The 22,431-nt window shown below is 43.1% G+C and carries 18 protein-coding genes, 1 tRNA gene and 2 pseudogenes; 8 read left to right on the top strand and 13 right to left on the bottom strand.

Annotated features, from left to right (window positions below):
• The first annotated feature begins 152 nt into the window (after window positions 1–152).
• Entirely contained in the window at window positions 153–1,361 is a 1,209-nt protein-coding gene (locus NIES593_RS10230) for a 4-hydroxy-3-methylbut-2-enyl diphosphate reductase (protein ID WP_073599491.1), read from the top strand.
• A 518-nt stretch (window positions 1,362–1,879) separates the two neighbouring features.
• On the opposite strand, the gene moeB is transcribed toward NIES593_RS10230, so the two are convergent.
• The 4 genes from moeB to recN form a co-directional block, all read right to left on the bottom strand.
• Window positions 1,880–3,058, bottom strand: coding sequence for a molybdopterin-synthase adenylyltransferase MoeB (gene moeB / locus NIES593_RS10225; protein ID WP_073599490.1), 1,179 nt, complete (start codon window positions 3,056–3,058; stop codon window positions 1,880–1,882).
• A 142-nt stretch (window positions 3,059–3,200) separates the two neighbouring features.
• Entirely contained in the window at window positions 3,201–4,181 is a 981-nt protein-coding gene (locus NIES593_RS10220; protein WP_083602409.1) for a class I SAM-dependent methyltransferase, read from the bottom strand.
• Between the two features lie 52 nt (window positions 4,182–4,233).
• Entirely contained in the window at window positions 4,234–4,689 is a 456-nt protein-coding gene (locus NIES593_RS10215; RefSeq protein WP_073599488.1) for a M67 family metallopeptidase, read from the bottom strand.
• Between the two features lie 7 nt (window positions 4,690–4,696).
• Window positions 4,697–6,505, bottom strand: a complete 1,809-nt coding sequence (recN, locus tag NIES593_RS10210) for a DNA repair protein RecN (protein WP_073599487.1) — start codon at window positions 6,503–6,505, stop codon at window positions 4,697–4,699.
• Window positions 6,506–6,735: 230 nt separating this feature from the next.
• Between recN and NIES593_RS10205 the strand changes: the two genes are divergently transcribed.
• Window positions 6,736–8,754 carry an ABC1 kinase family protein gene (locus NIES593_RS10205; protein WP_073599486.1) on the top strand — a complete coding sequence of 673 codons (2,019 nt, stop codon included), beginning with the start codon at window positions 6,736–6,738 and terminating at the stop codon, window positions 8,752–8,754.
• Window positions 8,755–8,845: 91 nt separating this feature from the next.
• On the opposite strand, the gene pgsA is transcribed toward NIES593_RS10205, so the two are convergent.
• Complete coding sequence (pgsA, locus tag NIES593_RS10200; protein ID WP_073599485.1) at window positions 8,846–9,388, bottom strand: CDP-diacylglycerol--glycerol-3-phosphate 3-phosphatidyltransferase; 543 nt, start codon at window positions 9,386–9,388, stop codon at window positions 8,846–8,848.
• Between the two features lie 102 nt (window positions 9,389–9,490).
• Window positions 9,491–10,165, bottom strand: a complete 675-nt coding sequence (locus NIES593_RS10195; protein WP_073599484.1) for a sugar transferase — start codon at window positions 10,163–10,165, stop codon at window positions 9,491–9,493.
• A 305-nt stretch (window positions 10,166–10,470) separates the two neighbouring features.
• Between NIES593_RS10195 and NIES593_RS10190 the strand changes: the two genes are divergently transcribed.
• A complete protein-coding gene (locus NIES593_RS10190) occupies window positions 10,471–10,920 on the top strand; it encodes a DUF4278 domain-containing protein (protein ID WP_073599483.1) in 450 nt (149 codons plus the stop codon).
• A gap of 206 nt (window positions 10,921–11,126) precedes the next feature.
• On the opposite strand, the gene NIES593_RS10185 is transcribed toward NIES593_RS10190, so the two are convergent.
• The 4 genes from NIES593_RS10185 to NIES593_RS10170 all read right to left on the bottom strand — a co-directional run bounded on the left by NIES593_RS10185 (window position 11,127) and on the right by NIES593_RS10170 (window position 14,672).
• Entirely contained in the window at window positions 11,127–11,315 is a 189-nt protein-coding gene (locus NIES593_RS10185; RefSeq protein ID WP_041392677.1) for a DUF2949 domain-containing protein, read from the bottom strand.
• 635 nt (window positions 11,316–11,950) lie between these two features.
• Entirely contained in the window at window positions 11,951–12,661 is a 711-nt protein-coding gene (locus NIES593_RS10180) for a hypothetical protein (protein WP_073599482.1), read from the bottom strand.
• A 45-nt stretch (window positions 12,662–12,706) separates the two neighbouring features.
• The gene (locus tag NIES593_RS10175) at window positions 12,707–13,171 is read right to left on the bottom strand and encodes a hypothetical protein (RefSeq protein WP_073599481.1); all 465 of its coding nucleotides are present in this window, start codon (window positions 13,169–13,171) and stop codon (window positions 12,707–12,709) included.
• A gap of 22 nt (window positions 13,172–13,193) precedes the next feature.
• On the bottom strand, window positions 13,194–14,672 hold the full coding sequence (locus NIES593_RS10170) for a MotA/TolQ/ExbB proton channel family protein (protein ID WP_073599480.1): 1,479 nt from the start codon (window positions 14,670–14,672) through the stop codon (window positions 13,194–13,196).
• A gap of 153 nt (window positions 14,673–14,825) precedes the next feature.
• Between NIES593_RS10170 and NIES593_RS10165 the strand changes: the two genes are divergently transcribed.
• A complete protein-coding gene (locus NIES593_RS10165; RefSeq protein WP_073599479.1) occupies window positions 14,826–15,287 on the top strand; it encodes a cupin domain-containing protein in 462 nt (153 codons plus the stop codon).
• Window positions 15,277–16,380, top strand: a complete 1,104-nt coding sequence (gene hypE, locus NIES593_RS10160) for a hydrogenase expression/formation protein HypE (RefSeq protein ID WP_073599478.1) — start codon at window positions 15,277–15,279, stop codon at window positions 16,378–16,380. Before NIES593_RS10165 ends, hypE begins: the two co-directional genes overlap by 11 nt.
• 242 nt (window positions 16,381–16,622) lie before the next feature.
• Here hypE and NIES593_RS10155 read toward each other — a convergent pair.
• A tRNA-Cys gene (locus tag NIES593_RS10155) sits at window positions 16,623–16,694 on the bottom strand.
• A gap of 173 nt (window positions 16,695–16,867) precedes the next feature.
• Between NIES593_RS10155 and NIES593_RS10150 the strand changes: the two genes are divergently transcribed.
• Window positions 16,868–17,206, top strand: a complete 339-nt coding sequence (locus tag NIES593_RS10150) for a hypothetical protein (RefSeq protein ID WP_073599477.1) — start codon at window positions 16,868–16,870, stop codon at window positions 17,204–17,206.
• A 101-nt stretch (window positions 17,207–17,307) separates the two neighbouring features.
• Window positions 17,308–20,140: pseudogene (locus NIES593_RS25770) on the top strand (efflux RND transporter permease subunit).
• A gap of 33 nt (window positions 20,141–20,173) precedes the next feature.
• Here NIES593_RS25770 and NIES593_RS24065 read toward each other — a convergent pair.
• Window positions 20,174–21,025 carry a PEP-CTERM sorting domain-containing protein gene (locus tag NIES593_RS24065; RefSeq protein ID WP_073599474.1) on the bottom strand — a complete coding sequence of 284 codons (852 nt, stop codon included), beginning with the start codon at window positions 21,023–21,025 and terminating at the stop codon, window positions 20,174–20,176.
• 229 nt (window positions 21,026–21,254) lie between these two features.
• Between NIES593_RS24065 and hpnA the strand changes: the two genes are divergently transcribed.
• Entirely contained in the window at window positions 21,255–22,241 is a 987-nt protein-coding gene (gene hpnA, locus NIES593_RS10130; RefSeq protein ID WP_073599473.1) for a hopanoid-associated sugar epimerase, read from the top strand.
• Window positions 22,242–22,351: 110 nt separating this feature from the next.
• On the opposite strand, the pseudogene NIES593_RS25505 reads toward hpnA, so the two are convergent.
• A pseudogene (locus NIES593_RS25505) lies at window positions 22,352–22,431 on the bottom strand (photosystem II protein D2); the annotation flags it as partial.

The raw sequence follows: 22,431 nt of genomic DNA, 5'->3' as shown, positions 1-22,431 counted from the left end.
AAATGAGGACGGGGTTTTATAGCTCTCTCAAACTCTCTCATTGGATAAAAAAATTGTAAATCGATTGGAGCGATCGCTTCTACAGGATTTGGTTATCGCTAGGGGTCGCCTCTACAATGAGTTAAGAATAAGGGAACATAGCTTGTAAAAACATGGATACTAAAGCCTTTAAGCGATCGCTGCAACAGTCTGAAAACTACCACCGTAAGGGATTCGGTCGCGAAGCCGAAGTCATGGGGGTTTTGAATACCGAATATCAAAGCAATCTAATTCAAGAAATCCGCAACAATAACTATCGGCTGCAACGGGGAGAGGTTACGATTCGACTGGCGGAAGCGTTCGGTTTTTGTTGGGGAGTCGAACGCGCAGTCGCGATGGCGTATGAAACCCGCCAGCACTTCCCCACCGAACGGATTTGGATTACCAATGAAATTATTCATAACCCGTCAGTGAATCAGCGTTTGCGGGAGATGGAAGTAGGATTTATTTCTGTTGTAGATGGCAAAAAAGATTTTTCCGTTGTCGAGAGCGGCGATGTCGTGATTTTACCCGCCTTCGGTGCTAGTGTCGCGGAAATGCAACTGCTCAACGAAAAAGGTTGCACGATTGTGGATACGACTTGTCCTTGGGTCTCTAAAGTTTGGAATTCGGTCGAAAAGCATAAAAAACGCAATTATACTTCTATTATTCACGGCAAATACAATCATGAAGAAACGATCGCGACCAGTTCTTTTGCAGGAACCTATTTAGTCGTCCTCAATTTAGAACAAGCTAATTACGTCTGCGACTATATTCTCAACGGCGGCAATAGAGAAGAATTTCTAACGAAGTTTAAAAACGCCTATTCAGAAGGCTTCGATCCTGACAGGGATTTGGAACAAATTGGCATTGCCAACCAAACTACCATGCTCAAAAGCGAAACCGAACAAATCGGCAAGCTTTTTGAGCGAACCATGCTTAAGAAATATGGTCCCACGGAGTTAGATCGGCATTTTATGAGCTTCAATACTATCTGCGATGCCACTCAAGAACGTCAGGATGCAATGTTTAACCTCGTCGAAGAAAGTTTAACTTTGATGTTGGTCATCGGCGGCTACAACTCGTCTAATACGACTCACCTGCAAGAGATCGCGATCGAGCGCGGCATTCCCTCCTATCATATCGACAGTGCAGCTCGTATTGGTCCAGGCAATCGCATCGAACACAAACCACTGGGTAAGGATTTAGAAGTGACAGAAAATTGGCTGCCAGAAGGTTCTATCGTCGTTGGAGTCACTTCTGGCGCCTCTACGCCAGATAAGATCGTAGAAGAGGCGATCGAGAAATTATTTGAATTGAAGGGATCGATCGCGATCGCTTAATTTTTAATAAACCTAAACCCGAAAGCTTGTCCTAAGCTAAACCAGCAAGGATAGGCTTTCTCTTCCTTTATATAGATTAATTTAATTCTGAAATTTCTAAATTTTTATGGAGTATAGCAAAAGAAGGAGAAAACCTCTGTCTTTCACCTTAAAACTAAAAATTTCATCTCCCATTACTATGAAAATGACTGTGATTTAAATAATCCACAAGATAGATGTATTTATCTATATTTATCTCAGAATATTAATAAAAAGTTCGCAATAGTTTTCTAAAAAGGAGCCAAGTTTTAGTCATGACAGAATATGGCGTTCCCCCAACACCTCGTACTCGCGATGTTTTGACGATAGTAGGTATTATTTTGGCTTTGAGCATTATCGTAGCGCTGCTGACCCAACTCTAAAAAATCACAAAGAAAATATTTTTTATCTGTTATCTAGAAATTCTTTTGCCAACAGCAATTAGGAACGGTTGGCGAACCGTTCCTAATTGGAATAGGATAAAAGACCCAAAATTTTAATCAGTATTGTGGGACGCTGGGGTCGATTTCCTTACTCCAAGCAGTAATTCCGCCTTTGACGTTGATGCCTTTAATACCTGCTTCTTTGAGGATGCTCAATGCCTTGGCAGAACGTCCTCCCATCTTGCAATGGGCGATTAAGCGATGACCGTTGACCAGTTCTTTAACTTTTCCGATACCCGAACCATTTTCGATCTCAGGCAACGGAATTAAAATCGATCCTGGAATTTTGGCAATTTCGTATTCATTGGGGTTGCGAACGTCAATTAGAACGTAACCATCTGCACCACTGTCGATGAGTGCTTTTAACTCCTGAACTGTCATTTCTGAAATTTCCATCTGCTGTTGCGCCTCCTGTGCTTTTGCTTGAGGAATGCCGCAGAATTGTTCGTAGTCAATCAGTTTCTCAATCGGAGCCAGATTGGGATTGCGTCTGAGTCTCAATTCCCGAAACGTCATATTCATGGCGTTGTACACCAGCAACCGCCCGCTGAGGGTATTTTCTGGGGGTACGCCCAAGATAATTTTAATGGCTTCGGTAGCTTGAATCGTACCGATGACCCCAGGTAAAACGCCTAAAACTCCTCCTTCCGCGCAAGAGGGAACCATTCCCGGCGGTGGTGGTTCTTCGTATAAATCGCGATAATTAGGTCCGTCTTGGTAGTTGAAAACGGTCGCTTGTCCGTCAAAGCGGAAAATAGAACCGTAAACGTTGGGTTTATTCAAGATGACGCAAGCATCGTTGGTGAGATAGCGGGTGGGGAAGTTATCAGTTCCATCGATGATGACATCGTAGGGTTTGAGAATATCTAGGGCATTGTCGGAGGTGAGGCGGACTTCATATAAGTCCACCTGACAGTAGGGGTTAATCTCCAGAATGCGATCCTTGGCCGATTGAATTTTCGGTTTCCCTACCCAAGAAGTTCCGTGGATGATTTGACGCTGCAAGTTGGAACTATCGACTACATCAAAATCGACAATGCCGATGCGTCCGATTCCCGCAGCAGCTAAATAGAGTAGTAAAGGCGAACCGAGTCCACCCGTACCGATACAAAGTACGCTAGCAGCTTTAAGGCGTTTTTGACCTTCTAGCCCGACTTCTGGCAAGATAATATGGCGAGAATACCGTTGATACTCTTCTTTAGAGAGTTCTATTTCTTCTAAGTTCGGATTTAACATAGCAGTTGTCTAACAAACAATATCGCTTTCTCTAGAGGACTTCAGCAAATGTTCTTAAATGCCTTATTCGGTCTGCCAATGGCTTCTCTAGACGATCGCTTTTCGTTTTTGCAACACAAGGCTCCAAAAAAACTAACAAGGTTCATGGTCGTATTGCTATGATACCAACAGAGTCATATTTCTTTTCAGCACGAGCCAATAAAGAAACGAATAAGTGTTTCCAGACGCGGACTTGAGAGATTCTCTTCGGTAATGGATAGGCATCGGCTTGAGCTTGAGCGTCTCTAAGGCGATCCCAAATGAAAGCTTGCGTATTAATCCAGGAATTACTAAATTGCCGAGTATAGCCTCTAAAAAATAAAGACTGCATCTTAAAACCCGATTTCTCGCAAATTGCACGCAGACTTGTAGGTGTAAAGAAGTTTAGGTGGCGCGGTATATCGAGAAAGGGCCAAGTGACTCCATCATAAGACAGTTGCAGCGCACAATTGTTAGGGACTTCGCAGACTAATATCCCACCCGAACGAAGTAGCTGGTATGCATTCCTCAAAGCTACTAAAGGATCGAGGCAATGTTCGAGAACGTGTTTGATAATAACTAGATCGAAAGAGCGCGACATAACGGCTGTGGGCATTTCTTCTGCTGTCCCAGGATAAACATCTAGGTCTTTGAGAAAGGCAAGCGCTTTTTCATCGGGTTCTACCCCGCAAACCTTATGTCCGATCTCTTTTAGTTGTTGCAGTAATTCGCCGTTGCCGCAACCGATTTCACAAATACTAGATATTTTACCCGCAAGAGAGCGATCGATAAAATTGGCTGTTATCTCAGTTCCTCGATCGAATCTCCAGGCAATGTTAACGCGAAGCCAATCTAAAAAGGTATTTTTTTCACTTTCTGTAACATGATTGCTTCCGTGAGTATAATAAGCTTTCAAATCGTAAAAGCTTCGTACCGATTCTCGATCCGGACGCGGCATTACAAGTCCGTATTGGGATTCCTCACACCAATAAATTTCTCCATAGGGAGTGGGTTCGCCTTTCAGCCAATCGATAGGCATAGACATCCAAGGTTTCATCGCGTTATCTGATAGCGGACATCTAGGCATTCGAGCGAGAATTGTCATGGTTGGTATAATTACCAAAGGTTTTAAAATTGTGAACCAATAGAAAAATTAGCTATAGTTGGTTAGAGAAATTGTTTTCGGGTTGAAATTGACGATTTTCATCCAAAAACCAACTGCGTATCTCTACGGCACGTCCTTGACTTAGGGATATTATCATATACGAGTATTGCTGCCAAGCGATCGCGCGGTCAAATTCTGAGGGAATGGCAGGATGGTCGGGATGAGAATGATAGATGCCAATAATAGATAAATTGCGATCGCGCGTTTCCTTCTGTACCCGAAACAAAACCTCTGGCGCAATGCTGAAGCGATTTTGCTTACTCCCAGCCTCTACGGACAAAAACTCTGTTGCTTCTGCATTCCAGCTATTTTCTGTCGCTATCACTTCTATCAGAATTTTGTTTTCTCCCTCAATCTTCCCTATCAGCAAACCGCAACATTCTTCAGGATAAGTGTTTTCTGCATGAGCGCGAATTTGTTGGATTTGTTCTAAAGTAGCTCGAATCATATTGAGATTAACGCTTTCTCCTTCCTCTGCGCCTCTGCGCCTCTGCGTGAGGCTCTTCTACGCTCAACCCTTTCGCCGCTTGAGCTTTCGCCAATAAAGACTCTGCAAACGCGATCGCATCTTCTGCCGAATGTCCTCCTGTCAGTTGTGCCAGTTCCTCGCGCCGCATCTGAAGATTTTCTAGCGATCTCACCCTTACAACCGTCCGAATTTCTGGCAGATGACTCTGACCGTTATTATCTTGTAGGTCTGAGGGGAATTCTTCAATAATTTGTTTATCTACTCGAAAATGGGAATCTGCCATTGCTGCTACTAAGGGTTGATGAGTAACGCACAAAACCTGATGTTTTTGACTTAAATGATGAAGTTTTTCAGCAATTGCCTGAGCGACTTTTCCCGATACTCCCGCATCGATTTCGTCAAAAATTAACGTCCCCGATTGCTTTTCGGAGTCAGAAAAACACGCTTTGAGCGCGAGTAAAAATCGGCTCATTTCGCCGCCAGAAGCGGTGCTAGCAAGCGGTTGAATTTTTTCTCCCGCATTGGGACTAAAATAAAAAACAACGCGATCGCTACCCGTCGCCGTGGGAGGGCAAGGATCGATTTGACACACAAAAACTACCTTGTCCATTGCCAAGGGTTTTAATTCTTCAGTCAACTGTTTCTCTAATTTAGTAGCGGCTTGTTGGCGTAACTTGGTTAACTCTTGACAAGCTTGATTTAAATTTTCTTGAGCCATTCGATCTTCAGCTTCTAGTTTTTCTACCGATCGATCGCTATCGGTTAATTCGGCAAGTTCTTGCTGTAGTTGTTGATAATAGGAAATGACTTCGGCTAAACTCGCTCCATATTTGCGGCAGAGGCGTTTTAGGAAAAGAATTCTTTCTTCTACTTCTGCGAGTCGTTCGGGATCGGCTTCTAATCCGTCGCCATAGGTATTAATTTGATGTCCCGCTTCGATGACTTCATTGAGTGCCATTCTAATGATTTCTAGAATCGGTTCGATCCCTTCGTCATATTTAGCCATATCCATTAAGATAGATTCCGCTTGTCCCAATAGATCGGCAACGGCGGGTTGTTCGCTATCGCTTTGGTAGAGAATCTGGTTAGCCTGATAGCTCAATTGTTGCAAATCGACGACGTGAGCGAGGCGATCGCGTTCTTGTTCGAGTTGCTCGAGTTCTTCTGGTTCGCTCAAGTTAGCAGACTCTAGTTCTTTGACTTGATAGTTTAGTAAATCTAGTCGTTGTAATCTTTGCTGCTCCGATTGACGGCGTTTTTCTAAAGCCGATCTAGCCGCTTGAGCGATATTATAGGTAGAGGCGACTATTTCGCGCTGTTGCCATAGGGGTCTGCCACCATAGAGATCGAGCAACTCTCTTTGCATGCTAGAGTCCATTAATTGAACGGTTTGACCTTGAGCGGTAATTTCTACCAGGCGATCGCGCAACTTCGCCATCAACTGACGGTTAGCGAGTATGCCATTGATCCGAGAACGCGATCGCAAAGAATCTCCCACAACGGTCAATTCTCTAGAGCAAACCACGCTTTCATCTTCTAGTAGATCGATCTCTAACTCTTGTAGCCAAGCTCGAACGTCGGCATTCACCCGAAACGTCGCTTCTACAATTGCCTGTTGAGCGCCTTGCCGAATTAGGCGGTTATTCGCTTTCCCCCCCAAAGCAATGTCAATTGCATCTAAAATAATCGACTTTCCCGCGCCTGTTTCCCCCGTCAGGACGGTTAAACCCCGACTGAATTCCAGTTCTAGTTGGTCGATCAGAGCAAAGTTTTTTATCCGCAAGCAAGAAAGCATTTTAAATTCTGAATTCAGAATAGAGAATTCTAAGAAGCGATCCCTTTGTCAACTTCCCTTGGCGTAAAGTGGAATCAGTTATTTTAGCTTCCTAAACTACTCACACTTTATTTAATTTACCAATACGACTTGGAAGGGAAGTTGTTACAATAGTTTACAAAGAGAAAAGACAAACTATATCCTAACCTTTTATTAAAAGGGTCTATCCCCAAACGCCTGGATTTAAGCTTATGTCACAAACTACTCTATCGCCAACGTTGCAATCTCAAGACATTGTAACGATTGAAGATCGGCCGCTGCACATTCCAGAAAAACACAGAGAAAACCTAGGACCGGTAAACGATAAGGACCCTGAAAGTTGGCGCTACCATCCAGACGTTATTAATGCCTATTATCGCTCTCGTCCCTTCCAGGTTTTAGGACGATTGATTGAGATTATTTTGCCGCTTATTTTTTTTGCTTTCAGGCTATGGACGGACAAAATTAGCGGAAGACTCGAACGCAATCAACAAAAACGAGCAATTCAACTCAGAGAAATGTTAACGAATTTAGGACCTACCTATATTAAAGTAGGGCAAGCTCTCTCGACGCGACCCGATTTGGTTCCACCAGCTTATCTTCAGGAATTAACCACGCTACAAGATCAACTACCTTCATTTCCTAATGAAATTGCTTATCGCTTTATTGAAGAAGAACTCGGTGCCAAACCAGACGAAATCTATGCAGAACTGTCTGAAAAACCGATCGCAGCTGCTTCTCTAGGACAAGTCTATCAAGGACGGTTGAGAACAGGAGAAAAAGTTGCCGTTAAAGTTCAGCGTCCCGATTTAGCTCGACGCATTACTTTAGATATTTATATCATGCGTTCTTTGGCTGGCTGGGCGCAGAAAAATCTTAAGCAAATCCGTTCCGATCTAGTGGCAATCACTGACGAACTCGCCAGCCGAATTTTTGAAGAAATGAATTATTGCCACGAAGGCAAAAATGCTGAAAAATTTGCCGAACTCTACGGGCATCTTCCTGAAATTTACGTGCCTAAAATTTATTGGGAATACACGGGACGGCGCGTTCTGACAATGGAATGGATCGACGGGACAAAACTAACTAATATTAAAGCCATTGAAGCGCAAGGAATTAATGCCGCCCATTTAGTAGAAGTAGGCGTTAATTGTTCTCTGCGCCAACTGCTAGAACACGGTTTTTTTCATGCCGATCCCCATCCTGGCAATCTATTGGCTACGACCGATGGAAAATTAGCTTATATAGACTTTGGCATGATGAGCAATATCAAGCCTTATCAACGCTACGGTTTGATCGAAGCAGTCGTGCATTTAGTGAACCGAGATTTTGAAGCTTTGGCTTATGATTATGTCAAGTTAGATTTTCTTAAGCCCGATACCGATTTAAGTCCAATTATTCCTGCTTTAGCGAAGGTATTTGGAAATGCTTTAGGAGCAAGCGTAGCGGAGTTAAATTTCAAAAGCATTACCGATCAAATGTCGGAAATGATGTATGAATTCCCCTTCAGAGTTCCGGCATATTATGCTTTAATTATTCGTTCGATGGTAACTTTAGAAGGAATTGCGATCGGTATTGACCCTAACTTTAAAGTTCTGAGTAAAGCCTATCCTTATATCGCTAAACGCTTGCTTACCGATCCTTCCCCGCAATTGCGATCGTCCTTGCGCGACCTTTTATTTAAAGAAGGGAGTTTTCGCTGGAATCGACTGGAAAATTTATTACGAAATGCCAAAAATTCCCCCGACTATGATTTCAGTAGCGCACTAAATCAAGCGATCGATTTTCTCTTTTCGGATCGCGGGACATTTATTCGCGAGAAATTAGTCGATGAATTAGTTAATGCGATCGATCTTGTTGGTCGTCGAACTTTGTTTAATTGGTCGGCTGCCGTTCGCGAACAAGTGGGAGTAGCCGTGCAAGAAACTCCCCCAGAGTTGAGAAAGAATTCTCAGACTATCGAACATCTAAAAAATATCTTGCGTATCTTACAAGAAACGCCCGGATTCGATCCAATGCATTTGCTACCCATGCTAACGCAACTGGTAACTAAGCCAAAAACTCAACAAATGGGTCAACAAATAGTCGAGAAATTAGTGCAAAAAGCGATCGCGAGATTCATTCGCAGCCTCTTGTTAGAATCGCAAGAGCCTCAAAACGAGATTTATAATTATCCCGATTCTCAGAAAGCGCTTCAACCAGCAGCAGCTTTTCGTTCATGGGAATGGTAAAGTTTCTGCGATCGCAAGATTTATCCAGCAGCAGCTTTTCGTTCATGGGAGGTGAATTTAGTTAGTCGAAGATGCTAGAAATAGCAAATTTTCAGCCTGCTGAAGAGGAATAGCTACTTTTTTGGGGTAACAGATAAATAACGCCAGAAATCAAAGTAAGAAGAACGGAAATCCAAAAAGCGACCAGCGATAGGATAGTCCATGCTTCTGATAATGGGGCAATCAAAAGCGCAACGGCGATGATTTGACTGACAGTTTTTAGTTTGCCCCAGAAATTAGCCCCTTTAATAGAGCTTTCGCCTGTCAAATTGGGATTGATGCGCCAACCTGCGATCGCCAATTCTCGTCCTAAAATTAAAAAAACTCCCCAAGCAGGAATTTTCTCTAACTCAATTAAGACTAACAGGGGAGCTAGTACCAGTAACTTATCTACCAAAGGGTCGAGAAACTTTCCCAGCTCCGTTATTTGGTTGAGTTGGCGTGCTAAATAGCCATCAACCCAATCAGTACTAGCTGCTAACAAAAAGATTGCCAAGCCAATCCAGCGATTTTGAGGAGTTGGCACCTGCAAAAAATAGAAGATAAATGGCAATCCTAATAGACGAGAAAACGTGATCCAGTTTGGTAAGTTCATCAGTCAAGGTAAAAGGCAAAAGGTAAAAATCAAAAACGGTAATTCGCCCTTGAAATTCTCTCTCTATTATTTTGCCTTTTTACTTCTAACTTTTTACTTTCCTCAATACGCTCCTTGGCCTGCGAATACGACGGCAATCGTCCTGAAAATCAGATAGAGGTCGTATAGAATCGACCATTGGCGTTGGTAGTCGATATCCATGCGAACGATATCTTCAAAATCTTTTACGTTAGAGCGACCCTTGGCTTGCCATTCTCCGGTCATGCCCGGTTTGACCTTAAGACGCTCGAAATGATGGCTGTCATATTTTTGAACTTCATCGGGGGTAGGCGGGCGAGTTCCTACCAAACTCATTTCCCCCATCAAAACGTTCCAAAATTGGGGTAATTCATCTAAGCTAGTGCGACGGAGAAACCTGCCAACGCGAGTAATGCGAGGGTCGTTTTCGTTTTTGAAGATATGTCCTTGAGCTTGATTTCGAACTAAATGTTTTTTTTGGTCGGCATCTACTACCATGGAGCGAAATTTCCAGATTCGGAAGGGTTTTCCCCTCAACCCGCAGCGAACTTGACTGTAAAAAATAGGGCCCGGACTATCGAATTGCATTGCAATGGCAATAGGAACAGTCAAAATAGCAGTAATTCCTAGTCCTACTAAAGCTCCTGCAATATCGATTAAGCGTTTCCTTTTGCTATAGACGGAGGGATGAACTGCTTGCTCTGCGCTCGGTTGTTCTAGGTAAGATGTCCGAATTAGAGAGCTAACGGATGAATCCATAGAGGTTCTTGTCAGGATATCGTGGTTAATTCTATATAAGACTACAAGCTGTAATAGTTATTATTCGCATTTATTATGGAGAATTTGCCAGCTAAAATTCAGAAAAAATCAAAACTTCACGAAAAATTTAAATTTATTGCCCATTTTTTTAAGTTTTCATGAAGATAGGTTCGTCAAGGCTGAATTATGTACTTAAGATCACGGAAAATATCGAGCAGATCTAAGACATAAAAAATAGGATAATTAGTGGCGATCGCTTTATATACTCGCTAAAACATTTCTACTTTGGCATCGAGGTAGCAATTATGCGCTGGCTTTTCTTGATTCCCCTAACTACTGGTCTGATAAGTGGCTACATCTCTCAAAAATCCGCCGATGAAATCGCCTATTTAACTGGCGCATTGACGATTATGAGTCTCCTTGCATCTCTGGTTATGGCACCTTGGCAAGTTCAGCTTTTAATTCTTGTTTTGGTTTTTATTATTGTCAGACAATTCTGGTTGAAACTAGAGTTGGAAAGTCAGCTTGAGACAGAACGGCAAGAGAAAGCCGACGCTTTTCGTGCTACTTCTACATCCAATGAAGTTGAGAGAAAAACGATCCGCAAGTATCGCGGCGTCACCTACGAACCGCCGGCTTCTACCAGTAGCGTCACTGAAGTGGAGATAGAAGGAAAGTATCGCGGGGCTACTTGCAAAGTACATTATCTTCAACAAACTTCCGATCCCGCACAAAATAGCGATCTAAAGGAATAGTAATGAATTTAATTTAAACGCGCTTGTAGCTTATCAAGGCTTTTTTGAGGGAAAAAAAGAGCGGGTCTTAAATCGACCCGCTTTGAAGTTATATTTGAGGGTTTTGGCAATCGATGTTTTAAACCGAAATCCTGAGAGAAATAGTTGTCTCTAAAATTGAGTTGTCTAGACATTAACGATTTACTCCTTGCCGATGTTCGCTGACGTTAAATCTCTTCAAGCCAGTCATAAATCCGGTCTAATTCTTCTAGGGTGATTAAACCGTATTGCCAGAGAATCATTGGCAGCGGACCTCGATCTTGTTCGGCAGATCGTTGTGCGATTGCTAGGGAATCGGCAGGCAAAGCCAGTTCTTCTTGTAAAAAGCGTAGTAAATGAGAATGAGTAACGTTCATGTTTTTTTTCACATCCTTATCTTCAAACTCCATTTTTAAATGAGATGATTTCGGAAAATAGATCGTCTCAGCCAGTCTTTAGACTGTCTACTCGATTTTTGGGGGCGCTACTTATTAAGATGTCATCTCAGAGTCTTTGCGCCTACGATCTAAATCACACGCTAGATAGGATCTTGCTCGACTTAGGCTGTGATTAGCTTCTTTTACCAGCCTCAACCATAAAGCCACTCTAAAAAGCGACTTGAATTTGTTGCTGAGTCTTAGACAAGAAACTAATGACTTTTAGAAGAAGAAGACTTCAAGCTTGACTTGCTTTCGATCTTAGAACTTTTGCTTAACTCGTCTATCAGTCTAGAGAGTTAATTTTCGTACTTGCCGCGATTGACTGACCTCACACCAATGAGCGATCGATTGGGTTACATGTCAGAGTTCCCAACGATCTATCCTAATCCTAGACAGCAGAGACTCTTAGAATAGACAATCCAAGCACGAGTAGCTTGAGATTTTTTCCGAATATATTGTTATAGTGTAATACACAAATTTTTTTTCGTTCCATCTAATTATTCTAAATTTAGGAATTTTTTAATAAGTAGCGCTAAACAGCGATCGCGTCTATTTTAAGTATTTATCCCGATCTATTGTACGCCCACCGCTCTGCCGCCCGAACCGGAGATATTAAAGACAATCGGTTTCTCTACTGACTGAGGTTCCCAACCGATTTCAAAGCCTTTTTCCCAAGCTTGTTGTCTGGCAGCACGAAAAGCAGAAAAGCTATCCGGTCTGACGATAAAAGCGAGATAATCGGTTTGAGGATTGAGCTTTCTTAAAACGGTTCTGAATTCGGAATCCGATTTGGCGATTTCTTTGATCGTTTCGCCGCTATTTTCTCCTGTGGGTTCGTACATTATGGCATCTACGCCGACTAATCGCACGTTGTAGTTTTTCGTCTGCGCTTGAAAGCCTTTCAATCTCTCGAAAACTCTATTCGTGCAAACTTCGTATTCTTCTATATCGCTGAGATAGTATTGGTAGAGATCTGAATCTAGATTCTGAGGGATATCGGGGCGATCGCATCTGGGCAAAGATGAGACTAAAATAGTTAGCTGGCGATCGATTGCTGCATCGTCTAGATAAGTAACTCTATTGCCGCGAACCTCAAAATAGTGTGCTTTTTTCTCGCTTTTAGAAACTAAAGGAGTGCGAATTGTCGTACTAGCTTGAATCGAGATCAGACTAATAAACAAACTGATAAACATTAACACTCCGACGGTATTAGTCAGAATATCTAAGAATGAATCTAAATTTTGGGTAGGATGGGCAGGTTTTAGATGTCTTCTTCGGTTCATTTTTGTGTCTAGAGCCTGATTTGTAATACAATAGCTTGAAAAAGATTAATTATTTATTTTAAGTTTCCAATCTTTCTCGACGGGTTCGTAACCGATATCGATTTCCTCTTTTTCGATTAAATCTCTAACTTTTTGAAAAACTTCAAGCCCATCCGGTCGGAGAGCAACGATTACATACTCGCGATCGCGTTTTGCTTTTACTTCGCTGATCAAGTTAATTAAAGCAGAATTTGGATCTTCTAAATTTTCTTGGGCAACAAATTTTTGACTGGGATGAATAATCACTCCGTCGTGGCGACATTCAATATAGTGAGGAGTTTTACTTCTATTTTTACCTATTTCATTGGTTTTATTTTTAGCAACTATAGCCACTTCCCGTTGGCTGGTAAAAAGCTGCATTGTTAGGACAATAATTAAGAGAATTAACGTCCCAATCGTACAAGCAAGAACCGATAGAAAAGGAAATAATTCTGTTTCAATAGATGGTCGAGAATGAGAACGTCTGCTCATAATTGAATACTAATTTTGGATTTTATTCTTCTGAATCGACGAATGTAATAATGCGGGGCTTGCTCATTTTTTCTAAAGCGGGTTTAAGCTGAATAAGACTTTCTCTAACTTCTATAAGAGCTTGATTTAAATAGCGAGCTTGTTCTAGCGATGCTACAACCCGTTCTAGACTTTGTGTAAGTTGATTAATTTCTGATAGCTGCATGGCTGCTTTTTCTAGATCGGCTATTCGAGTTCCTAGCATTTGTGAAGCGCGTTCGAGTCGAGCGTTAATTTGTTGCGTTTGACTGACAAAACTTGTTGACATTTCTGCATGAGTTGTTTTTACTGTCCCAATTAGATCGCGAATTTCTCCCAGCAAAGTTTGATGGATTTCTTTCTGTTTCTCCAAAACAGATACATTGTTTCCTTTTATCGCTTCAACAATGCCGCGAATTTCTGCGATCAAGTTTTGATTGGTATTTTTTTGTTTTTCTAAGGCAGTTGTATAAGCATATCTGTCTTCAAGAGCCATGCGATTTACTTGACCGATTTGTTCGATAAGTTTAGAATTAACCTCTTGAAGTTTGCTCACTTCACTAACGAAGTTTTGGGCTAAAGCTGTTGCTGCTTGTCGAGCATATTCATGGGCGGGTTTAATTAAAGCTTCAGGCTCTGGTAAATGTTCTTTAACAGCTTTATCGATCGCGCGATCGATCGCTTGTTCGTCGAGATCGGTTTTATCTTTAAAACGAGGCAGAAGGTGGTCGTTAATATAAACATCAATTCCCAATAATAATCGAGACTCAAGACGCTCGATCGCTACTAAGGGAATCATCACTAAAACGCTAAGAAATAAGGCTAATAGCGTTGTATCAAAAGCGATTGCCAAACCAGTAGTAACCGTTCCAATTCCTTCTTTAATTTGCTCGACATCTGCCGCTTTTTCTAGTAACCCAGAAAATCCATTAACGGCTTCACTTATCCCAAAAACCGTGCCGATAAATCCTAATAAGGGAATTGCCCAAATCAGAATGCGCGGGAAAGTATAAGATGACTCCGAAGCACTAACATAAAAAGATGAATCATCTAAAGCTAATTCTGATGCTGCTTTTCGATTGCCTGACTGAATATAAGCAGCAATAACGCGGCTGCAACGAATTGCAATTAAACGACCATCTCTTGCTAAAGTTTTTTGGACTTGTACGATATCTTTGGCATTGGGATCGTCTAACTGAATAGTTTCAGGAATCCAAAAATTTTTGAGCGCTTTCAACTCTTTTTGCAGCTTGATAAACTTAAGAAAATTTAAAGTTGCTACAATACATGCAAAATAGATTGCAAAAGGTTGGGTCAGACCTCGGTCATATAATAAAATACCAATAAAAGAAGTTCTAAAAGGAAGTACAATTAAATAAATAACTATTGTTATAAGCAAAGCAATTAATGAAACCGTTAAGAGATCGACATCTAATTTTTTGCGTTCAAAATCTCCAGAGGTATTATTAGATGCTTTTTTCATGCTAAGTAATTATTAACAAATTCTAAAAGTGCATTAACGATAAGTCTAACGCACTCGATCGCGAAAGTTAAGCAATTCGGCTACGCTAGAGGAAAAGTGCATCGATCCTGCTGAAGTTTGCCTCAGGTTGTATAAATCTGCTAGCGCGTAATTATGATAATCGATCCCAAAGACGTACCCGAACGAAGAGGTTCAAATTACCCCGAACAATTTAAATCCCTAGTCGCAGGAAGAGTAAAGAAACGGCTAGGGGATGTGGCAAAGCTCAAAAATTTTGGGGTCAATCTGGTCAAACTCAAACCGGGAAGCCGTTCTGCGCTGCGTCACTGGCATACGAAACAAGATGAATTTATCTATATTTTGGAAGGTGAAGCTACGCTAGTAACCAATGCTGGCGAACAAATCTTAAGATCGGGCATGGCAGCAGGATTTCCGGCAGGAGAAGCAAATGGTCATTATTTACTCAATCGTTCTAGTGCAGATGTCATTTACTTAGAGATTGGCGATCGCACTTGCCATGATACAGTCAATTACCCCGATGATGACCTAATTGCAACAGATCGTGCTGGCGCTTGGATTTTTATGCATCGAGATGGCAGCCCCTATGACTCATAATCCAACTAACCCGACTCAACATTCCCTTTTCCAAAAAGTCGAACAAGTCCGCCGCCGTCGCGCCAAGGTACGGGATGCTACCATTACTCTCGCTCACGGTAGCGGCGGTAAAGCAATGCGCGACTTAATTGACGATATTTTTGTCGGTAGCTTTGATAATCCCCTGCTGGCAGAACTAGAAGATCAAGCTAGAGTCAGTTTAGCAGAGTTGATTGCTGTTGGCGATCGCTTGGCTTTCACCACCGATTCCTACGTCGTCGATCCGATTTTTTTCCCAGGCGGCGATATTGGTTCCTTAGCCGTACACGGTACAATAAACGATCTTGCCGTCAGCGGCGCAAAACCTTTCTACCTTTCCTGTAGCATGATTCTCGAAGAAGGATTGCCCGTAGACGCGCTGCGTCGAGTAGCTAGAAGTATGAAAGCGGCGGCTGATGAGGCTGGCGTAAAAATCGTCACGGGCGACACGAAAGTCGTTCACCGAGGTTCGGCTGACAAAATTTTTATTAATACGACAGGAATTGGCGTAATTCGCCCTGACGTTTCCATTTCTGCTCGCAACCTCCAGCCGGGAGACAAAATTATCGTCAATGGCTATCTCGGCGATCATGGTGCGGCTATTTTAATTGCCCGCGGCGAACTGTCTTTCTCTAGCGCGATCGAAAGTGACTCTCAGCCACTCAATAGCTTAGTCGATGCCATTCTCGATGTTTGCCCAGAGGTTCGGGCGATGCGGGATGCCACGCGCGGCGGACTGGCAACGGTACTCAATGAATTTGCCCTCAGTTCTGAAGTGGGAATACGCCTGTATGAGTCTTCAATGCCCGTGCGAGAAGAGGTTCAAGGCATTTGCGAACTATTGGGACTCGATCCCCTATACTTAGCCAATGAGGGCAAGTTAGCGGTAGTTGTTCCTAGCGATCGCGCCCAAACCGTTCTAGCTGCTATGAGGGCACATCCTACCGCAGAAAAGGCAACTATTATCGGAGAGGTAATCGACTCGCCGCAGGGAGTGGTGCTGATGCAAACTTTATTCGGCACCGAACGCATTGTAGATATGTTGGTTGGCGATCAACTTCCAAGAATTTGTTAGGGATTTTTTCTCATCATTGGATTGGAGATCCTAGTTGAGTTTTGTCTGAAGTTTCTTCGCCCCTTGTGGGAGAAAGGATTTAGGGATGAGGGGACAAAGATTTGTCACTCAACCAGTTGGAAATCTTTTTCACTGATATCGTTTTCAAAAATGCTTGCTACAAATCCCTTATTTAATTCCACCCACACTTCCCACAGTTCCCTCTCTCTTCATCTGTAGTCAGAAAGGAGGAAATTGATATAAGGCGACACCCGGATTCGAACCGGGGAATAAAGGTTTTGCAGACCTCTGCCTTACCACTTGGCTATGTCGCCACTTTAGCACCTATATTAGTATAGCAAAAGCTCTGCGGTTTCTATAGAAGGAACTTTTTTCTAGAAGACGGTTCAAGTAGGACTATTTGACCAGATTAGAGCAAAAGACTACACTTTCGGAGGACAGGTGCTTATTGTGGCTTGCCAGGAAAGTTTTTTCCTAATTAAATGTTATGAAAACAGTACTGCATAACCTTTTTCTTATCGGTATCCTGGAACTAACCCTATCCTCTCCAGCAAAAAGCCGAATATTATCCGTAGCTCAAGCTTCATCTACTCAATATACTTTTGAAGATTATAGAAAAGAATGCCTTCAACGAGCGACTAGGGAAAAATTACCCCAAGACGTAGCTGAAGATTTATGCAATTGCACGATTAATCGATTTCGCTCTCGGTATACACTTGAAGAATTTAGATCGTTAGTAAAAAAATCTAAAAATAATACAGCAGCAGCAGAAACCCTAACAGCAGTGGGAGAGTCCTGTTTTGAGGAAGTTATGTACGAGGAATAACTTGATAGAACCATAACAGAACAAGCTTTTTCGACGACAAATCGACGAATCTTTCAGAATCAGACAAATCCCAATCGCTAGCGTTTATCTTAAATTTGGTGATGAAACAGTCTTCGCGCAAGCTTTCTTTGAGAGAACGACTGAATATTTCGCGTCTTGCTATTCAATTTCCTCGAATAACAATCGCTTTTTGGATTGCCGTAAGCGTGGCAGGAATTTTTGCCTTTAGTTCTCTCAAATATGCCTTGTTTCCCGATATTACTTTTCCTGTAGTAGTCGTCACCGCGCAAGCACCGATAGAAACAACGCTAGATACAGAAAACCAACTCACCAAACCAATCGAAAAACCGCTTCAATCTCTAGAAAGACTTGACGAACTTTCCTCTTCTACCTATCCCGGACAAACGGTTGTCAAGGTTTTATTCGTGCCGGGAACCAAGCTAGAATCTGCCACGGAAAAAGTTAAGGAAGCTTTAACGCAAGTTTCCCTACCGCCAAAAACAACCTTTGAAGTAGTTCCCATCGATCTCAACGAGTCGTCTGCAATTAGCTACGCTATCAAAGGTGAAAATAAAAGCCTCAGCCAATTAATTCAAATTGCCAAAGCACAGATTGTCCCGCAGATCGAGCAATTGCCGGGAGTTCTCAAGGTTAATCTATTGGGAGATCTTAGACCTAACTTGCCGACGCGGGTGCGTTTTAACGGGCAAGATGCGATCGCTCTCCAGATTATCAAGCACAGTCAAGCAAATACCTTAGATGTCGTCACTCAAGTTGAGCAAGCCGTCCAACAATTACAAGCCAAATTTCCTGACCTACAGCTAGTTTTAGCAGAAACGCAAGCCGATTACATCCGCGAAGCTACCCAAGCTACGATTGATGCGCTGATCGGCGCGATCGTTTTGGCTATCTTAGTCATTTTTCCGTTTTTGCGCAATTTCAAAGCGACCCTAATTACTGCTCTCGCCATTCCCATATCGCTGCTGGGAACTTTTATCGTAATGGCGATCGCGGGGTTTAATTTAGAAACCATTACTTTACTTGCTCTGGCATTGGTAATTGGGATAGTTGTAGACGACGCGATCGTCGATGTCGAAAATATCGCTCGCCACGTTGAGAAAGGAGAAAATTCAAGAGAAGCTGCCATCAAGGGAACCGATGAGATCGGTTTGGCAGTGACGGCTTCAACCTTAACCATTGCCGCAGTATTCGTACCAGTGGCGTTGATGCGAAATGCCGTCGGCGAGTTTTTTAAGCCCTTCGGACTGACTGTTTCTGCCGCCGTTCTGTTCTCCTTGTTGGTTGCTCGAACTTTATCGCCCGTCTTGGCAGTTTACTGGCTCAAACCCAGAAACAATGGCAATGAATCTTTACAAAGACTGGAAGCGAGGAATAATTCCCAAGGCGCGATCGCCAATAATTACCGAAATTTACTTCGCTGGTCGCTGCACAATCGTAAAGTCGTAGTCGCAATAGCAATCTTGAGCTTTGCCTCAGGAATTGCCCTTATTCCCCTCATTCCCAAAGGTTTTATTCCCAAACTCGATCGCGGCGAATTTAATATCGTCTACACTGCTCCCCTACCCAAGCTAGCAGGACAATTTCAGTCAGGAACCTCTAATACCAATCCAAAATCCGCCGTTCTCCCGGAAGCGGTTCAAGGANGCGTGCGGCGGCTTCGCCAAAATCTGCGGAACGCAGTCGCCGCACGCCGCTGGAATTGACGAAGTGCAAGCAGGCTCCGCCGTCAGAAGGCGGAGTACCTTGCACTTCCAGCACAACGGCGACCAAAATCCAAAATCGAATGATAGTGCATTCGCTTGGATGGAAAATTTAGCCAAATCTCCCGAAAGACTTTTACTTAGAAAAACTATTAAGGTAGGTCAGCAACTTGAAGAGGTCGTCTTGACTTTTCCTGAAGTGGAGTCGGTCTTTATCACGGCTGGGTTGCGAGGAGATCCCACTAAAGGCAAACTCTATGTTCGGCTCAAAGGCGATCGCAAACTTACAACCGCCGAAGTCCAAGCAAAAATTCGCGTTGCCCTACCAACTCTCAAAGGCGTTAGCGCCAGCGTTGAAGATATTCCCTTCGTGCAAACCGAAGCCGAAAAACCGATTCAGATCGCCATCTTGGGCGAGAATCTCAATCTTTTGCGTAAAACTGCCCAACAGCTCGAAACTCGCGTCGAAAAATTGCCGGGATTGGTCGATGTAGCGCTTTCAGGACAAGAAAAACGAGGAGAAAACGCCTTAGAAGTCGAGCGCCTCAACGGTCAACGAGTCGTCTATCTCAGCGCTAACCTCGCCCAACAACAAGGCTTAGAGGATGCTGCTTTGCAAATCGAACAAATCGCTCAATCTATATTTCCAAAAGGCATTACCCTAAAGCGATGGGGCAGTTCCGCCCACAGCAGCGACGTGTTGGGTAGTTTTGGCTCGACGATGACTTTATCGATTTTTCTCATGTTATCGCTGCTCCTATTGCTTTTCGGCAGATTATTGGAACCGATCGCAGTCGGTTTGTCTTTACCTTTGTCGATCGTGGGAGCTATGTTAGGGCTTCTGGTAACTCAGAGCGACTTTGGGGTCATTTCGCTGCTCGGTTTGATTTTTTTATTAGGGTTGCTCGACAAAAATGCCTTACTTTTGATGGATTATACCAATCAACTACGTGAATCTGGTTTGAGTCGAGAAGAGGCGCTCGTAGAAACTGGAGCCGTTCGCCTGCGACCAATTATTATGACGACTGCCTCGACGATTTTAGGAATGCTGCCGATCGCGTTGGGATGGGGAGCCGGAGCCGAGTTGCGCCAACCAATGGCAGTGGTCATTATTGGGGGATTGATAACTTCTTCTTTGCTCAGCTTGATTGTCGTGCCCGTGCTTTATACGCTCCTAGAGGATGGGTGGGCGAAAATGTTTGGAAAAAGGTAAGAAAAAATCGATGAGAAGGAGAATCATTTGGTGTTAATTGCTCTCGATTTTTTCTGATTGGCTTTTACGTTTCATTGTAGCGGTAGCACCTAAAGCTCCTAGAACCAGCAGACCAAGCATTGAAGATGGTTCAGGGGTTTTAGCTGCTTCGGAAATAACAGAAGTGCTATTAGAATTAGAAACTGGGGGATCGAACATTTTAATTTCAAAGGCTACGCGAGAACCAGCATTTTGTCTCTGAGGATTAATGGCGTTCCAATTCATAGCAAAAGTGCCTGACATAGAAGTAATCTCTACTCCATTTTGTCGATCTCTAGGAGAGAGGATAAAAAATTGTTTATCAAATCGCTTGGTTCCAGAAGTAGATTTAACAGACCGATTTAGTCTTGTGCGAGTATTATCGCTAAAGGCGACCCGATCGATCGATAGTTTTATGGTGGTTCTAGATTTTACTTTAGAGCTAGGATTGTCGGCTCTAGTAATCAGGCCAAAGGCATTGAATCGATCGAGGACGTTAGAGGCAAACGTATAGTTGAGCGTCCCAATTATTCCCGAACTTTGTGCGATCGCTAATTCTGCCTTATTATTGGTCGCATCCCAAGTCAACTTCCAATTATAGATTTTCTCATCTATCCATTGAAGATCGATACTGCTCTGTGGCGTGCCCGTACTGGCACCATTAAAACCAAAGAAAATTTCTTTACCAACTCCGCCAGCTTGACCTTCGACTTCCCCGATTTTGGTAATGCTGTTGTTGAAAATAAAGGCAGATTCGTTAGTTCCCCCATTTCTCAGGTTGGCACCATAAACCGATTGGGATTCTAGAGCCAAATTTGCTACTGTGGTTCCCACTACCACAGACATCATCAGAGATATTTTTTTCATTTTTTCTACCACCAGAAGCCTCAGCAGAATTTCTCTCCATAGAGAAATCTTTTTGTCTATCTAATTTACATAGAATATTAGACTCTAATATCTTCTGACAAGAGTTTTTAGAATTATATTTATAACTTTTAGTTTTGCGCCACTATAAAAGCCCTTCGGTCTTATTTCTCTTGACACTTTCGAGCTGTATGAATAAATTCCTATAAAAATCGATCGCTGATTACCACCTATGACAACACGCGCTTTTGTGACAGGAGGAACGGGATTTATCGGGGCTAACCTCATCCGGTTGCTTCTGGACAAGGGATACTCGGTACGAACGCTCGTGCGTTCCAACAGTAGCTCGAACAATTTGCAAGGTTTAGAGCTAGAAATTGTCCGAGGAGATCTCAACGATCCAGATTTGTACCGACAGATGCGGGGTTGTCAGGTACTTTTTCACGTCGCCGCCCGTTACTCTCTCTGGCAAGCAGATCGAGAAAAGCTATATGAATCGAACGTGTTAGGAACCCGCAACGTCCTAGCAGCAGCGAGAATGGCGAAGATAGAGCGTACCGTTTACACCAGTTCTGTAGCTGCAATTGGGGTTGGCAGAGTGGGGGAAGCCGTCGATGAAACCCATCAAAGTCCAGTCAAACAATTAGTCGGTCACTACAAAAAATCCAAGTATTTTGCCGAGCAAGAAGCCGTCAAAGCCGCTCGAATGGGTCAAGATGTGGTCATCGTCAATCCTTCTGCTCCTATCGGTCCTTGGGATATTAAACCGACACCGACAGGAGATATCATTCTGCGTTTTTTGCGTCGGCAAATGCCTGCATACGTCAATACGGGTTTGAACTTTATCGACGTGCGGGATGTCGCGCAGGGACATTGGTTAGCTTTGGAGAAAGGAGTAAGCGGCGATCGCTATATTTTAGGTCATCAAAATCTTTCCCTCAGAGAATTATTAGAGCAATTAGCAGCCATTACGGGTTTAGATGCGCCTCAGAATATCGTTCCGCTTTGGTTGCCCTTAACGGTTGCTTGGGTTGAAGAACGAGTCCTCGCTCCTTTTGGCAAATCTCCTTCCGTTCCCCTCGACGGCGTTCGCATGTCCAAACAGCCGATGTATTACGATGCCTCAAAAGCTGTCAGAGAATTAAATCTCCCCCAATCTCCACTCGATCGCGCCCTTAAAGAAGCCGTGGAGTGGTTTGTTAGTCGGAGATATTTATAGCGCCGCTCTCAGTTACAAATAAAAATAAGCCCCAACAATGGGGGCTTCTTCATACTTTCTACCAACTTTAGAAGGATGAAAAAAACTCATCCTTCGCAATTAGCTGTAACTTAGAGAGCGTTACCGCGAGGTAGAACCTCCTCAGGGAAGACAAAATTCTCGTGAGGCTGATCCTGCGGAGCCATCCATG

It is taken from the genome of Hydrococcus rivularis NIES-593 (genome assembly GCF_001904635.1).
Taxonomy (GTDB): Bacteria; Cyanobacteriota; Cyanobacteriia; order Cyanobacteriales; family Microcystaceae; genus Hydrococcus; species Hydrococcus rivularis.
The sequence above is the reverse complement of the archived record's forward strand: the minus strand, read 5'-3'. Positions and strand labels throughout refer to the sequence as shown.